This is a genomic window from Streptomyces sp. S.PB5 (assembly GCF_030403745.1).
In the GTDB taxonomy this organism is placed as follows: domain Bacteria; phylum Actinomycetota; class Actinomycetes; order Streptomycetales; family Streptomycetaceae; genus Streptomyces.
Genome location: NZ_JAQMWP010000001.1, coordinates 877832 through 892113 on the forward strand (window position 1 = coordinate 877832; position 14282 = coordinate 892113).

General features: G+C 70.0%; 12 protein-coding genes. 6 read left to right on the forward strand and 6 right to left on the reverse strand.

The window, feature by feature from the left end; genetic code table 11:
• Positions 1-36 precede the first annotated feature (36 nt).
• Both pgi and PH203_RS03965 read left to right on the forward strand, forming a co-directional pair.
• Positions 37-1689 carry a glucose-6-phosphate isomerase gene (pgi, locus tag PH203_RS03960; RefSeq protein ID WP_289916136.1) on the forward strand — a complete coding sequence of 551 codons (1653 nt, stop codon included), beginning with the start codon at positions 37-39 and terminating at the stop codon, positions 1687-1689.
• A gap of 116 nt (positions 1690-1805) precedes the next feature.
• A complete protein-coding gene (locus PH203_RS03965) occupies positions 1806-2756 on the forward strand; it encodes a hypothetical protein (RefSeq protein ID WP_289916138.1) in 951 nt (316 codons plus the stop codon).
• Between the two features lie 115 nt (positions 2757-2871).
• Here PH203_RS03965 and pgl read toward each other — a convergent pair whose 3' ends face one another.
• Genes pgl through tkt form a run of 5 tightly spaced genes read right to left on the reverse strand, consistent with a single transcriptional unit; the run spans position 2872 to position 9460 of the window.
• The gene (gene pgl, locus PH203_RS03970; RefSeq protein ID WP_289916141.1) at positions 2872-3654 is read right to left on the reverse strand and encodes a 6-phosphogluconolactonase; all 783 of its coding nucleotides are present in this window, start codon (positions 3652-3654) and stop codon (positions 2872-2874) included.
• On the reverse strand, positions 3651-4682 hold the full coding sequence (gene opcA, locus PH203_RS03975) for a glucose-6-phosphate dehydrogenase assembly protein OpcA (protein WP_289916143.1): 1032 nt from the start codon (positions 4680-4682) through the stop codon (positions 3651-3653). The genes pgl and opcA overlap by 4 nt, the downstream gene beginning before the upstream one ends.
• Complete coding sequence (gene zwf / locus PH203_RS03980) at positions 4679-6217, reverse strand: glucose-6-phosphate dehydrogenase (RefSeq protein ID WP_289916144.1); 1539 nt, start codon at positions 6215-6217, stop codon at positions 4679-4681. Before zwf ends, opcA begins: the two co-directional genes overlap by 4 nt.
• A gap of 3 nt (positions 6218-6220) precedes the next feature.
• Positions 6221-7339, reverse strand: coding sequence for a transaldolase (gene tal, locus PH203_RS03985; RefSeq protein WP_289916145.1), 1119 nt, complete (start codon positions 7337-7339; stop codon positions 6221-6223).
• 33 nt (positions 7340-7372) lie between these two features.
• Positions 7373-9460 (reverse strand): transketolase, encoded by a 2088-nt coding sequence (tkt, locus tag PH203_RS03990; protein WP_289916146.1) that lies wholly within the window; start codon positions 9458-9460, stop codon positions 7373-7375.
• Positions 9461-9851: 391 nt separating this feature from the next.
• Here tkt and PH203_RS03995 point away from each other — a divergent pair, with 391 nt between their 5' ends.
• The 4 genes from PH203_RS03995 (at position 9852) to PH203_RS04010 (ending at position 13280) form a co-directional block, all read left to right on the forward strand.
• On the forward strand, positions 9852-10805 hold the full coding sequence (locus PH203_RS03995) for a heme o synthase (RefSeq protein WP_289916148.1): 954 nt from the start codon (positions 9852-9854) through the stop codon (positions 10803-10805).
• Positions 10806-10913: 108 nt separating this feature from the next.
• Complete coding sequence (locus PH203_RS04000; protein WP_289916149.1) at positions 10914-11258, forward strand: hypothetical protein; 345 nt, start codon at positions 10914-10916, stop codon at positions 11256-11258.
• A gap of 103 nt (positions 11259-11361) precedes the next feature.
• On the forward strand, positions 11362-12468 hold the full coding sequence (locus PH203_RS04005) for an amidohydrolase family protein (RefSeq protein WP_289916152.1): 1107 nt from the start codon (positions 11362-11364) through the stop codon (positions 12466-12468).
• Positions 12469-12539: 71 nt separating this feature from the next.
• Positions 12540-13280 carry a nucleotidyltransferase domain-containing protein gene (locus PH203_RS04010; protein ID WP_289916153.1) on the forward strand — a complete coding sequence of 247 codons (741 nt, stop codon included), beginning with the start codon at positions 12540-12542 and terminating at the stop codon, positions 13278-13280.
• On the opposite strand, the gene PH203_RS04015 is transcribed toward PH203_RS04010, so the two are convergent.
• Positions 13235-14275 (reverse strand): COX15/CtaA family protein, encoded by a 1041-nt coding sequence (locus PH203_RS04015; RefSeq protein WP_289916165.1) that lies wholly within the window; start codon positions 14273-14275, stop codon positions 13235-13237. The genes PH203_RS04010 and PH203_RS04015 overlap by 46 nt on opposite strands.
• Positions 14276-14282 lie beyond the last annotated feature (7 nt).

The window sequence follows — 14282 nt, forward strand, 5'->3', positions numbered from 1 at the left end:
AGCTGGGACAGGTACGGAAGAAGGCTGAAGTCGGACATGAACGCAGACGCTCGTACGAGGCTCAACCAGACGCCCGAGTGGACCGCTCTGACCAAGCACAGCGAGGAACTCGGCGAAGTGCGGCTGCGCGAGCTGTTCGTCGCCGACCCGGACCGCGGCACCGGGTACACGCTCCAGGTCGGGGACCTGCACATCGACTACTCCAAGCACCTCGTCACCGACGAGACACTGCGGCTGTTGCGCGAACTGGCGGCGGCGACGGACGTGTTCGGGCTGCGGGACGCCATGTTCCGCGGCGAGAAGATCAACACCACCGAGGACCGGGCCGTACTGCACACCGCGCTGCGGGCGGCGCGGGACACGGTGGTCGAGGTCGACGGGGAGAACGTCGTGCCGGCGGTGCACACGGTCCTCGACAAGATGGCCGGCTTCGCCGAGCGCGTCCGCTCGGGGGAGTGGAAGGGCCACACGGGCAAGCGCATCAGGAACGTCGTCAACGTCGGCATCGGCGGCTCCGACCTCGGCCCCGCGATGGCGTACGAGGTGCTGCGCGCCTACACCGACCGCGACCTCACACTGCGGTTCGTGTCCAACGTGGACGGCGCCGACCTGCACGAGGCGACACGCGACCTGGACCCGGCCGAGACGCTGTTCATCATCGCGTCCAAGACGTTCACCACCATCGAGACGATCACCAACGCCACCTCGGCCCGGCAGTGGGTGCTGGACGCGCTCGGTGACGAGGCCGCCGTCGCCAAGCACTTCGTGGCACTGTCGACCAACGCCGGGAAGGTGTCGGACTTCGGCATCGACACGGCCAACATGTTCGAGTTCTGGGACTGGGTCGGCGGCCGCTACTCCTACGACTCGGCGATCGGCCTCTCCCTGATGATCGCCATCGGCCCGGACCGCTTCCGGGAGATGCTCGACGGCTTCCGCATCGTCGACGAGCACTTCAGGACCGCACCCGCCGAGTCCAACGTGCCTTTGCTGCTGGGCCTGTTGGGCATCTGGTACGGCAACTTCCTGGGTGCCCAGTCGCACGCGGTGCTGCCCTACAGCCACTACCTGTCCAAGTTCACCGCCTATCTCCAGCAGCTGGACATGGAGTCCAACGGCAAGTACGTCGGACGCGACGGCATTCCGGTGGAGTGGCAGACGGGTCCGGTGGTGTGGGGCACGCCCGGCACCAACGGGCAGCACGCGTACTACCAGTTGATCCACCAGGGCACCAAGCTGATCCCGGCGGACTTCATCGGCTTCGCCGAGCCGGTCGCCGAGCTCAGCGACGAACTCAAGGCGCAGCACGACCTGTTGATGGCCAACTTCTTCGCGCAGACGCAGGCGTTGGCCTTCGGCAAGACGCCGGAGGAGGTGCGAGCCGAGGGGGTGCCGGAGGAGCTGGTGAGCCACAAGACGTTCCGGGGCAACCACCCGACGACGACGATCCTAGCGAAGGAGCTGACCCCGTCGGTCCTCGGTCAGCTGGTCGCGCTGTACGAGCACAAGGTGTTCGTCCAGGGTGCGGTGTGGAACATCGACTCCTTCGACCAGTGGGGTGTGGAGCTCGGCAAGGTGCTGGCCAAGCGGGTCGAGCCGGCGCTCACCGAGGGCGCCGACGTCCCGGGGCTCGATCGGTCCACCCAGGCGCTGGTCGCCAAGTACCGGGAGCTGCGCGGTCGTTCGTGACCGCTGATGTCCCCGAGGGCTGATGTCCCCGATGCGGGAAAGCGGGCGGCGCATGGCCGTCCGCTTCCCGTAGACTCCCCGGCGATCATGGAGGCCATGGCTCGGGGGAGTGCGAAGTGGCTGGTTCGCAAGGCAGTTGGACGGGCGGCGCGCTGTCGGCGGGGTCGCTGTGGCGGCCGAAGTACGCGGCGCGCGCCATGTTCCATCCGGCGTGGATCCCGGAGTCGGTGGACCCGGCGGTGGAGCAGCTCAAGAAGGCGCGGCTCATCGCCGGGACGGTCGCCGCGGTCGGCGTCTACACCTTCGTCGAGGGCGGCTTCGCCTTCGACGAGATGCTGGAGAACATGCTGACGGCGTCCGTCGTCCTGCTGTTCATCACACCGCTGACGGTCGGCATCATGCTCGGCGTGTGGGGGCGGAGCGGCTCGGTCAGCGCGCTGAAGCCGTCGCTGTTCAACTCGCTGAAGCTGCTGCTGCTCTTCGTGGGGACGATCGTGCTCACGGTCGTGCTCCTGCAGTCGGCCGGTGGCGCGGGGTTCTTCATCCTGGTCCTCGGGCCGATCGTGCTCTGGCTGATCGGCTTCGTGGCCCGCGGCGCCTGGCACGTGGGCGCGAACTTCTTCGGCACCGCGGGCGTCCACCGCTGTCTGCCGCCGCTGCTCGCCACCGTGACGACCTGGCTGATGGCCCTCCCCGACCTCTTCACGGGCGATCTGCACGGGCTCGGCCTGGGGCTGGGCATCCTCTTCATCCTGGGCGCCCCGATCACGGTCACCGGGATCGCCTGGCTGGAGCTGCGGCGCCTGGAGCAGCGCTACGGCCTTCGCCTCGCCGCCCACCCGGCGACCCAGCCGCGGTTCGCTCCAGCGCCCCCGCCGATGCCCCCGAACGCCCCGCCGATGCCGCCGGGCGCGCCCCCGTACCTCCCGCCGCAGGGGAATCCGTACGGCAACCCGTACGGGCCCGGCCCGGGGCAGCCCTACAACCCCGGCAGTCCGTACGGCCCGTCGGCGGGGAACCCCTACAACCAGGGCAATCCCTACGGCTCGGGCCCGTACGCCGGATGAAATTCCGGCAGGGGGATGGAAAGTGCCGCGCCTTTGTGACGGAGTCCGAGAAAGCCTCTGGGGCAGGCCGGCAAGGATCCCGGCCTGCCCCAGAGGATGGGCTTCTGAGCGACGCTCAGGGCGACGCCGGCGGATACAGCGACCGCGGCAGCTGTGAGGCCGCCGCCGAGTCCAGCAGCCACAGGGTGCGCTGCCGGCCGTGCGCGCCCGCCGCCGGGGCCTGGATCTCACCGGCACCCGACAGGGCGATCGCCGCGGCCTGTGCCTTGTCCTCGCCGGCCGCCAGGAGCCAGACCTCGCGGGCGGCCCGGATGGCGGGGAGCGTGAGGGTCACGCGGGTCGGCGGGGGCTTCGGGGCGCCGCGGACGCCGACCACCGTGCGCTCGGTCTCGCGGACCGCCGGGAGCTCCGGGAACAGCGAGGCCACGTGGGTGTCCGGGCCGACGCCCAGCATCAGGACGTCGAAGGTCGGCACCGAGCCATGGTTCTCCGGGCCCGCCGCAAGGGCGAGTTCCTCGGCGTAGGAAGCCGCCGCCGCGTCCACGTCCTCCCCATGCGGACCGTCCGAGGCGGGCATGGCGTGCACCCGCTTCGGGTCGAGCGGCACCGCGTCGAGCAGGGCCTCACGGGCCTGGGTGACATTGCGGTCCGCGTCGCCCTCGGGCAGGAAGCGCTCGTCGCCCCACCACAGGTCGAGCCGGCCCCAGTCGATCGCGTCCCGCGCGGGTGCGGCGGCCAGCGCGGCCAGCAGGCCGTTGCCGTTGCGGCCACCGGTGAGGACCACGGAGGCGTAGCCCCGGGAGGCCTGCGCGTCCACGATCTTCGTGATGAGGCGGGCCGCGGCGGCCTGCGCCATCAGCTCCTTGTCGTGGTGCACGACCAGCTGCGGAGTGCTCACTTCGCCGCCGCCTTCTTCACCGGGCCGGGCTTGGCCGTCACTTTGTTCACGGGAGCCTTCGCGGCCTCCTCGACCGGCACGGGCGTCTCGGCGACGGCCGGCGCCGGATTCAGCCGCTCCACCCCGAACCGCAGCGCGGACGCGTATGTGTCGTCCGGGTCGAGCCGCCGCAGCTCCTCCGCGATCAGCTCGGCCGTGTCGCGCCGCTTGAGCGCCACCGCACGGTCCGGCTGGCCCTGGATGGACAGCGTCGCGAGGGAGCCGTCGGCGCGGTCCAGGACGATCGGGCCGTGGTTGGTGTCCATGCGGACGGCGGTCAGGCCGGGGCCGCTGGACAGGGACCGCTTGACCGGGACGTCCAGCCGGTCCGCGAGCCACATCGCGAGGAGCTCGCAGCTCGGGTTGAACTCCTCGCCCTCCACCTCGACGGCGTTGACGTCGACGGTGACCTGGTCGAGGGCCGCGGCCAGCATCGAGCGCCACGGCGTGATGCGGGTCCAGGACAGGTCGGTGTCGCCGGGCGTGTAGGTGTCGGCGCGGGCACCGAGGTCCCGTACCGGCTGCTCGGAGGCGTAGGTGTCGGTGACCCGGCGCTGGGCCAGGGCGCCCAGCGGGTCGCTCGCCGGGTCGAGCGGCGCGTCCACCGGCCACCAGACGACCACGGGGGCGTCGGGCAGCAGCAGCGGGAGCACGACCGACTGGGCGTGGTTGACGACTTCGCCGTACAGCCGCAGGACGACCGTCTCGCCGGTGCCCGCGTCCGCGCCCACGCGCACCTCGGCGTCGAGGCGGGACTGGGTGCGGTCGCGGGGGGTGCGGGAGACGCGCTTGACGACCACGAGCGTGCGCGAGGGGTGCTCGCGCGAGGCGTCGTTGGCGGCCTTCAGGGCGTCGTAGGCGTTCTCCTCGTCCGTGACGATGACCAGGGTGAGCACCATGCCGACGGCCGGTGTGCCGATGGCCCGGCGGCCCTTGACCAGCGCCTTGTTGATCTTGCTGGCGGTGGTGTCCGTGAGGTCTATCTTCATGGCCGGCGCCAGCTCCGTCCCTCTCGTGCGAGCATTTCGTCCGCCTCGACCGGGCCCCAGGTGCCGGACGGGTACTGGGCGGGCTTGCCGTGCTTGTCCCAGTACTGCTCGATCGGGTCGAGGATCTTCCAGGACAGCTCGACCTCCTCGGTGCGCGGGAAGAGGTTCGAGTCGCCGAGCAGCACGTCGAGGATCAGCCGCTCGTACGCCTCGGGCGAGGACTCCGTGAAGGACTCGCCGTAGGCGAAGTCCATCGACACGTCCCGGATCTCCATCGAGGTGCCCGGCACCTTGGAGCCGAAGCGGACCGTGACGCCCTCGTCCGGCTGGACGCGGATGACGATGGCGTTCTGCCCGAGCTCCTCGGTGGCCGTCGTGTCGAAGGGGGAGTGCGGCGCCCGCTGGAACACCACCGCGATCTCGGTGACCCGGCGGCCGAGCCGCTTGCCGGTGCGCAGATAGAAGGGCACGCCCGCCCAGCGGCGGTTGTCGACCTCCAGCTTGATGGCCGCGTACGTGTCCGTCTTGGACTTGGGGTCGATGCCCTCCTCCTGGAGGTAACCGACCGCCTTCTCGCCGCCCTGCCAGCCCGCCGCGTACTGCCCGCGCACGGTGTCCCGGCCCAGGTCCTTCGGCAGCTTCACCGCGCCGAGCACCTTGGTCTTCTCGGCGGCCAGCGCGTCCGCGTCGAAGGAGGACGGCTCCTCCATGGCGGTCAGCGCCATGAGCTGGAGCAGGTGGTTCTGGATGACGTCACGGGCGGCGCCGATGCCGTCGTAGTACCCGGCACGGCCGCCGACGCCGATGTCCTCCGCCATGGTGATCTGCACATGGTCCACGAAGGACCGGTTCCAGATCGGCTCGAACATCTGGTTGGCGAAGCGGAGCGCCAGGATGTTCTGGACGGTCTCCTTGCCCAGGTAGTGGTCGATACGGAAGACCTGGTCGGGGGCGAAGACCTCGTGGACGACCTTGTTGAGCTCCTCGGCCGACTTCAGGTCGTGGCCGAAGGGCTTCTCGATGACCGCGCGGCGCCAGGAGCCCGAGCTCTGGTCGGTCAGCCCGTGCTTCTTCAGCTGCTGGATGACCACGGGGAAGGAGCGCGGCGGCACCGACAGGTAGAAGGCGAAGTTGCCGCCCGTGCCCTGCGCCTTGTCGAGCTCCTCGATGGTGCCGCGCAGCCGCTCGAACGCGTCGTCGTCGTCGAAGGTGCCCTGGACGAAGCGCATCCCCTGGATGAGCTGCTGCCAGACCTCCTCGCGGAACGGCGTGCGTGCGTGCTCCTTGACGGCGTCGTGGACCTCCTGCGCGAAGTCCTCGTTCTGCCATTCGCGGCGGGCGAAGCCGACCAGCGAGAAGCCCGGCGGCAGCAGACCCCGGTTCGCGAGGTCGTACACGGCGGGCATCAGCTTCTTGCGGGAGAGATCGCCGGTGACGCCGAAGATGACCAGGCCCGACGGCCCCGCGATACGCGGGAGCCGTCGGTCGGCGGGGTCACGAAGCGGGTTCGCTCCGGTACCGGAAAAGGCTGGCAAGGTTTAGCCCTCCGAGGGTGCGAGGCGCTCCAGCTCCGCCTCGGTCGACTTGAGCAGGTCGTTCCAGGACGCCTCGAACTTCTCGACGCCCTCGTCCTCCAGCAGCTGCACGACGTCGTCGTACGAGATCCCGAGCTTCTCGACGGCGTCGAGCTCCGCGCGGGACTGCTCGTACGTGCCCGCGATGGCGTTGCCGCGGATCTCGCCGCTGTCCTCGGTGGCCTGGAGCGTCGCCTCCGGCATGGTGTTCACCGTGTTCGGCGCCACCAGCTCGTCGACGTAGAGGGTCGCCTTGTAGGCGGGGTCCTTCACTCCGGTCGAGGCCCACAGCGGGCGCTGCTTGTTGGCCTGCGCCTTGTCGAGGGCCGCCCAGCGGTCGGAGGAGAAGACCTCCTCGTACGCCTCGTAGGCGAGCCGCGCGTTGGCGACGCCGGCCTTGCCGCGGGCGGCCTTGGCCTCGTCGGTGCCGAGCGCGTCGAGCCGCTTGTCGATCTCGGTGTCCACGCGGGACACGAAGAAGGAGGCCACGGAGTGGATCAGGGAGAGGTCGAGGCCCTTGGCCTTGGCCTTCTCCAGACCCGCGAGGTAGGCGTCCATGACCTCGCGGTAGCGCTCCAGGGAGAAGATCAGCGTGACGTTGACGCTGATGCCGTTGCCGATCACCTCGGTGATGGCCGGCAGGCCCGCCTTGGTGGCCGGGATCTTGATGAGGGTGTTCGGACGGTCCACCAGCCAGGCCAGCTGCTTGGCCTCGGCGACGGTCGCCGCCGTGTTGTGCGCCAGCCGCGGGTCGACCTCGATCGACACCCGGCCGTCCTGACCGCCGGTGGCGTCGAAGACCGGGCGCAGGATGTCGGCGGCGTCACGGACGTCCGCCGTCGTGATCATGCGGATCGCCTCTTCGACGGTGACCTTGCGGGCGGCGAGGTCGGCGACCTGCTGCTCGTAGCCGTCGCCGCTGCTGATCGCCTTCTGGAAGATCGACGGGTTGGTCGTGACGCCCACGACGTGCTGCTGGTCGATCAGCTCGGCGAGGTTGCCGGACGTGATCCGCTTGCGCGACAGGTCGTCCAGCCAGATCGCGACGCCTTCTTCGGAGAGGCGCTTGAGTGCGTCTGTCATGGAATTACATCTCCTACGTGTCGTATGTGAGCGTCAGCGTCGGGCGTCGGCGAGAGATTCCTTCGCCTTCGCGGCCACGTTCTCGGCAGTGAAGCCGAACTCCCGGAAGAGGACCTTGCCGTCGGCCGAAGCACCGAAGTGCTCCAGGGAAACGATGCGGCCGGCGTCCCCGACGTACTTGTGCCACGTGAGACCGATGCCCGCCTCGACCGCGACACGAGCCTTGACGGAGGGCGGCAGAACGCTGTCCCGGTACCCCTGGTCCTGCTCCTCGAACCACTCCACGGACGGCATGGACACGACGCGCGTCGGCACACCGTCGGCCTCCAGCGCCTCGCGCGCCTCGACGGCGACGTGCACCTCGGAACCGGTGGCGATGAGGACGACCTCGGGGGCGCCGTTCGACGCCTCGAAGAGGACGTAACCACCCTTGGCGGCATCCTCGTCGGGCTCGTACGTCGGCACGCCCTGACGGGTCAGCGCGAGGCCGTGCGGGGCACCCTTGCCGAAGACCTTGGTGTAGCGCTTGAGGATCTCGCGCCACGCGATCGCGGTCTCGTTGGCGTCGGCCGGGCGGACCACGTTCAGGCCCGGGATCGCGCGCAGGGACGCGAGGTGCTCGACCGGCTGGTGGGTCGGGCCGTCCTCGCCGAGGCCGATGGAGTCGTGCGTCCACACATACGTCACCGGCAGGTGCATCAGCGCCGACAGACGCACGGCGTTGCGCATGTAGTCGGAGAACACGAGGAACGTGCCGCCGTAGATACGGGTGTTGCCGTGCAGCGCGATGCCGTTCATCTCCGCGGCCATGGAGTGCTCGCGGATACCGAAGTGGATCGTGCGGCCGTACGGCTGGGCCTCGGGCAGCGGGTTGTCGGCCGGCAGGAACGAGCTGTTCTTGTCGATCGTCGTGTTGTTCGAGCCGGCGAGGTCGGCGGAACCGCCCCACAGCTCGGGGATGACCGCGCCGAGCGCCTGGAGCACCTTGCCGGACGCGGCACGCGTGGCGACACCCTTGCCGGGCTCGAAGACGGGGAGCTTGTCCTCCCAGCCCTTGGGCAGCTCGCCCGCGACGATGCGGTCGAACTCGGCGGCGCGCTCGGTGTTGTTGTCGCGCCACTCCTGGAGCTGCTTCTCCCACTCGGCCTTGGCCTCACGGCCGCGGTCGAGGGCCTGCCGGGTGTGGGCGATGACCTCGCCTGCGACCTCGAAGGTCTGCTCCGGGTCGAAGCCGAGGACGCGCTTGGTGGCCGCCACCTCGTCGTCGCCGAGCGCCGAGCCGTGGGCGGCCTCGGTGTTCTGGGCGTTCGGGGCGGGCCATGCGATGATCGAGCGCATCGCGATGAAGGACGGCTTGTCCGTCACCTGCTTCGCGGCCTCGATGGCGTTGTAGAGGGCGTGCGGGTCGAGGTCGCCGTCCGGCTTCGGGGCGACGCGCTGGACGTGCCAGCCGTACGCCTCGTACCGCTTGACGGTGTCCTCGGAGACGGCCGTCTCGGTGTCGCCCTCGATCGAGATGTGGTTGTCGTCCCACAGCAGGACCAGGTTGCCGAGCTTCTGGTGGCCGGCCAGCGAGGACGCCTCGGCGGAGATGCCCTCCTGGAGGCAGCCGTCACCGGCGATGACGTACACGAAGTGGTCGAACGGCGACTCGCCCTGGGCGGCCTCCGGGTCGAACAGACCGCGCTCGTAGCGGGCGGCCATGGCCATGCCGACGGCGTTGGCGACACCCTGGCCCAGCGGGCCGGTCGTCGTCTCGACGCCCTTGGTGTGGCCGTACTCCGGGTGGCCCGGGGTCTTCGAGCCCCAGGTCCTGAATGCCTTGAGGTCGTCCAGCTCCAGGCCGAAGCCGGCCAGGTACAGCTGGGTGTAGAGGGTCAGGGACGAATGGCCCGCGGACAGCACGAAGCGGTCACGGCCCACCCACTCGGGGTCGGCGGGGTCGTGCCGCATCACCTTCTGGAAGAGGGTGTAGGCGGCGGGCGCGAGGCTCATCGCCGTACCCGGATGGCCGTTGCCGACCTTCTGTACGGCGTCGGCGGCCAGGACGCGGGCGGTGTCGACGGCCCGCTGGTCCAACTCGGTCCAGTCGAGGTCTGTGGTGGTCGGCTTGGTGCTCACCCTGGGTCAGGGCTCCTCTCCACATGTCAGGCATGTCGAAAATGCCGGTGCACGGGGCGCCCCGGCCGTTGTCGAGCCTACCCCCGTAAGTACGTGCGTTTTTTCGCGTCATTCCAGACTGCCGGGAGTGATGACGATCCGCCTCCTGACTGGGCGGATTCGCCATTCGGCAACTGAATACGGACGCGCTCGTTCGAGTGCTCAACCGAGTGTCGGGCGGCTCGTCCGGGGGGTGCCCCGGGGGGTGCCGATCAGCCCTTCCGGGGGTGCTCTCCAACACGACCCCACCCCCGCGAATGTCGGGGTATGGGCAACGTCTACAGTGGCGTGGTACGCGCGGGCCTTTACCGGGACTTCACACGGGGAGGCTTGCTGGGATGTCTCTGTAGGGGTGTGCGTGACGGCCGTCGAATCCCGTCCAGCCGGGGTGCTGGGGGAGAGCAAGAGCTCGAGTCACCGGCCGTTCGGGGCCCGTGTCAAGGCATTCGTGGCGCTGACGAAGCCCCGGATCATCGAGCTGCTGCTGATCACCACCGTGCCGGTGATGTTCCTCGCCGAGCAGGGTGTTCCGGATCTGACGCTGGTGCTGCTCACCTGCGTCGGCGGCTACCTCTCCGCGGGCGGCGCCAACGCGCTGAACATGTACATCGACCGCGACATCGACGCGCTGATGGACCGCACCTCGCAGAGACCGCTGGTCACCGGCATGGTCTCGCCGCGCGAGTGCCTGGCCTTCGGCATCACCCTCGCCGTCGTCTCCACGCTCCTGTTCGGCCTCGCCGTCAACTGGCTGTCCGCGTGGCTGTCCCTCGGGGCGCTCCTCTTCTACGTCGTCGTCTACACGATGATCCTCAAGCGCCGCACCTCCCAGAACATCGTGTGGGGCGGCATCGCCGGCTGTCTGCCGGTGCTGATCGGCTGGTCGGCCGTCACCAACTCGATGTCGTGGGCGCCGGTCATCCTCTTCCTCGTCATGTTCTTCTGGACGCCGCCGCACTACTGGCCGCTGTCCATGAAGGTGAAAGAGGACTACGCGCGCGTGGGCGTCCCGATGCTGCCGGTCGTCGCCTCCAACAAGGTGGTCGCCAAGCAGATCGTGATCTACAGCTGGGTCATGGTCGCCGTCTCCCTGCTCCTGACCCCCCTCGGCTACACGGGCTGGTTCTACACGCTCGTGGCGCTGCTGGCCGGCGGCTTCTGGCTCTGGGAGGCCCACGGCCTGCAGAACCGGGCCAAGGCCGAGGTGACGGGCGCGAAGCTCAAGGAGATGCGCCTGTTCCACTGGTCGATCACCTATGTGTCGATCCTCTTCCTGGCGATCGCGGTGGACCCCTTCCTCCGTTAGTCCTCCGCCAGCCCTTCTCCGGTTGTCGGGCATGCGGCCGGGGTGCGTGGCCAAGGCCACGCACCCCGGCCGTCGCCGTTTGATCTACCCGTCGGTAGCATCCTGGCCATGGCAGACACGCAGCAGGTTGACGCGAAGGCCGCGGAGAAGGCGGACCGCAAGGCGGCCAAGCTCGCCAAGCAGATCGGCGCCTTCTCCAAGGCACACGGCGGCGCCGAGGGCCAGGTGGCCTACCTCGGTCAGCGCGGCGCCCGGATCGCCCTCGTCGGCGAGGACGGCGAATGGGGCAACCTTGTGGCCCCCACCTACGACATCGCCCAGAAGGCGGTCGAGAAGTCGGGCATCACGGTCCACGAGGACTTCGACGGCGAGTTCGCGGCGAAGGTGAGGACGGGCCGGTACGAGTGGACCCGGATGGCGGGCATCCAGGTCGGCGGCCCGAGCAACACGTGAGTTTTTTCGGCTTTTCGCACGGGGTGTGTGCGAGCAACACCTGATACCCCGTTCACCCGTTAGGCCCCGTGGAAGAAGACACGGTCCAGCCACGGGAGTCCGGATGATCGAAACGCCGTCCCTCGTGGACCAGTACTGCCACGGCGTACTGAGAACAGAGCTGGGCCTCGGCACCTTCGAGGCCCAGCTGGCCCGCACCGAGGGGCCGCCCGCCGCCGGTACGACCCTCTTCGACACCCAGACGGGCTTCGCCGTACGACGATGGTGTCCCCCTCTCCTCGGCCTGGAACCGCACTGCGCGCCCGCCCGCTATCTCGCCCGGCGCCGCGAGCTCGGCGTACTGGAGGCGGGCCGCCGGCTGCTGCGGGGCAGCGGCATCACGACGTACCTCGTCGACACGGGCCTGCCCGGCGATCTGACCGGCCCCGGCGAGATGGCCGCCGCCTCGGACGCCCAGGCCCGCGAGATCGTCCGCCTCGAACTCCTCGCCGAACAGGTCGCCGACACCTCCGGCACGGTGGAGTCCTTCCTCGCCAATCTCGCCGAGTCCGTGCACGGGGCGGCGGTGAGCTCCGTCGCCTTCACCTCGGTGGCGGGCGTACGGCACGGCCTGGCGCTGGCGCCCGAGCCGCCGGGGCCGGGAGAGGTACGGGGCGCGGCGGGGCGCTGGCTGGCGGGGCGCAGGGTGGGAGGGGAGCTGTCGGACCCCGTCCTCCTGCGGCATCTGCTGTGGATCGCGGTCGCGTCCGGACTGCCGCTTCAGCTGCACGCGGGGCTCGGTGAACCGGGGCTGCGGATCGACCGTACGGACCCGGTCCTGCTCACCGACTTCGTCCGCGCGACCGCGGGCCTCGGCACCGACCTGGTCCTCCTGCACGGCTACCCGTACCACCGCCACGCCGCCCACCTCGCCGGCGTCTTCCCGCACGTCTACACCGACTCCGGTGCCGCTCTCGTCCGTACGGGCGCTCGCGCGGCGACCGTCCTGGCGGAGATCCTGGAACTCGCCCCCTTCGGCAAGATCCTCTTCTCCAGCGGCGCCCAGGGCCTTCCCGAACTGCACGTGGTCGGCGCGCGGCTGTTCCGGGAGGCGCTGGCGCGGGTGCTGGGCAACTGGGTCGCGGAGGGGGCGTGGTCGCTGGCGGACGCACAGCGGGTGGCCGGGCTGATCGCGGCGGGGAACGCCCGCAGGGTGTACGGGCTGGAGTGAACCCGGTGGACAGCGCGTGTGCTGCACGTGAGCGGGGTGTACGGCGCGCGCGTGCTGTACAGGATGGGGACATGCAGACGGACGCCTTACTCGACCGCTTCCTGTCCGGCCTCGCCCCGCTCGATCCCCTCGCCGTCTGGGCGCACGGGTCGCTCGCCGGCGGGGACTACCAGGAGGGCCGTAGCGACCTCGACCTGATCGCCGTACTGGATGCCCCGATCACATCTCGAACGGTCTGGCGATTGGCCAAGTCGCACGCACGGTTGCGGAACGAGCCGCTCGCCGGGAAGCTGCACTGCACCTATCTGACGCCGGACGCTGTCGAAGACTCCCGGCGCTCCCATCTGACCTGGGCGCACGAACAGCTGTTCAAGCGGCCGGTCACCCCCGTGACGCGGCGGGAACTGCACACCTTCGGGCGGGTGCTGCACGGGAAGGCCCCGGCCGGGCTGTTGCCGCCGGTACCGGACCTTGAGCTGGACGAGTTCGTCGTACGGGACCAGCGTGACTTCTGGCGGCCCAAGCTCGCGAAGCCGGAGCGGTGGCGGCAGGACCCTTGGGTCGACGTGGGCCTGACGACCTTCGCCCGCGCGACCGCCACCCTGCGCGACGGACGGCTCATCACCAAACGGGAGGCGCTGGAGCTGCTGCCGGAACTCGGGGCGCCCGTCGAGGTGGTCGACGACATCCGCAGACGGCGGTACGACGAACGGCCGGCGCCGTCCACCGGGGAGTGGACGGCGCGCAGGGGCGAGCTGACCCGGGGTTACCTGGGTCCGGCGATCGACGAGCTCGTGGCGGCGTACGCCTGATCCGGGAGCTGCACCTCGGCCTCGGGGCGCTCGCGCAGGGCCAGCAGGACGCGCAGGACCGCGATCCAGACCAGGCAGGAGCCGAACATGTGCAGGCCGACCAGGACCTCGGGGAGGTCGGTGAAGTACTGCACGTAGCCGATGACGCCCTGGGCGAGGAGGACCAGGAAGAGGTCGCGGGTGCGGTCCAGCGGGCCCTTGGGGGCGTCGACCGCCTTGAGGACGAACCACAGGGCGAAGGTCAGCGTCACCACGATCCAGGCCAGTACGGCGTGCAGCTTGCTGACCGTCTCCCAGTCCAGCGGCATCCGCTCGACCTCGCTGGAGTCACCCGCGTGCGGGCCGGACCCGGTCACCACGGTGCCCACCGCGATCAGCAGCACGGACGCGGCGACCATGCACCACACCAGCTGCTGCACCGACCTGCCGACCAGCGGACGCGGCTCGGCGTCGCCCTCGCGGGTGCGCTGCCACATGACGGTGGCCACCGCGATCAGCGCCGTCGACAGCAGGAAGTGCGCGGCGACCGTGTACGGGTTGAGGCCGACCAGCACGACGATGCCGCCGAGGATCGCGTTGCCCATCACGACCCAGAACTGCGCCCAGCCCAGCCGGGTCAGGCTGCGCCGGTACGGCTTCTGCGAGCGCGCGGCGATGATCGCCCAGCCGACGGCGGCACACAGCACGTATGTCAGCATGCGGTTGCCGAACTCGATCACGCCGTGCACGCCCATGGCGCTCGTGGTGGTGAGCGAGTCGTCGGTGCACTTGGGCCAGGTCGGGCAGCCGAGCCCCGACCCGGTGAGCCGCACCGCGCCTCCGGTGACCACGATGACCACCGACATGACGAGCGCGGCGAGTGCCGCCCGCTGCACCGTCCGGGGGTCCGGGGTCCAGCGCGCGGCGATGAAGGCGAGGGGGTTGCGCACGGCGGCGGTGGCGTCGGCGCGGGTCATCTTTGGCACGGGGTCCATCGTAGGGGGCCGCTTGTGCATGAATTCA

Excerpts from the sequence above, each read along its gene's own strand:
- pgi (WP_289916136.1), top strand. The coding sequence starts at position 37 with ATGAACGCAGACGCTCGTACGAGGCTCAACCAGACGCCCGAGTGGACC.
- opcA (WP_289916143.1), bottom strand. The coding sequence starts at position 4,682 with ATGAAGATAGACCTCACGGACACCACCGCCAGCAAGATCAACAAGGCG.
- tal (WP_289916145.1), bottom strand. The coding sequence starts at position 7,339 with ATGACAGACGCACTCAAGCGCCTCTCCGAAGAAGGCGTCGCGATCTGG.
- PH203_RS04000 (WP_289916149.1), top strand. The coding sequence starts at position 10,914 with ATGGCAGACACGCAGCAGGTTGACGCGAAGGCCGCGGAGAAGGCGGAC.
- PH203_RS04005 (WP_289916152.1), top strand. The coding sequence starts at position 11,362 with ATGATCGAAACGCCGTCCCTCGTGGACCAGTACTGCCACGGCGTACTG.
- PH203_RS04010 (WP_289916153.1), top strand. The coding sequence starts at position 12,540 with ATGCAGACGGACGCCTTACTCGACCGCTTCCTGTCCGGCCTCGCCCCG.
- PH203_RS04015 (WP_289916165.1), bottom strand. The coding sequence starts at position 14,275 with ATGCACAAGCGGCCCCCTACGATGGACCCCGTGCCAAAGATGACCCGC.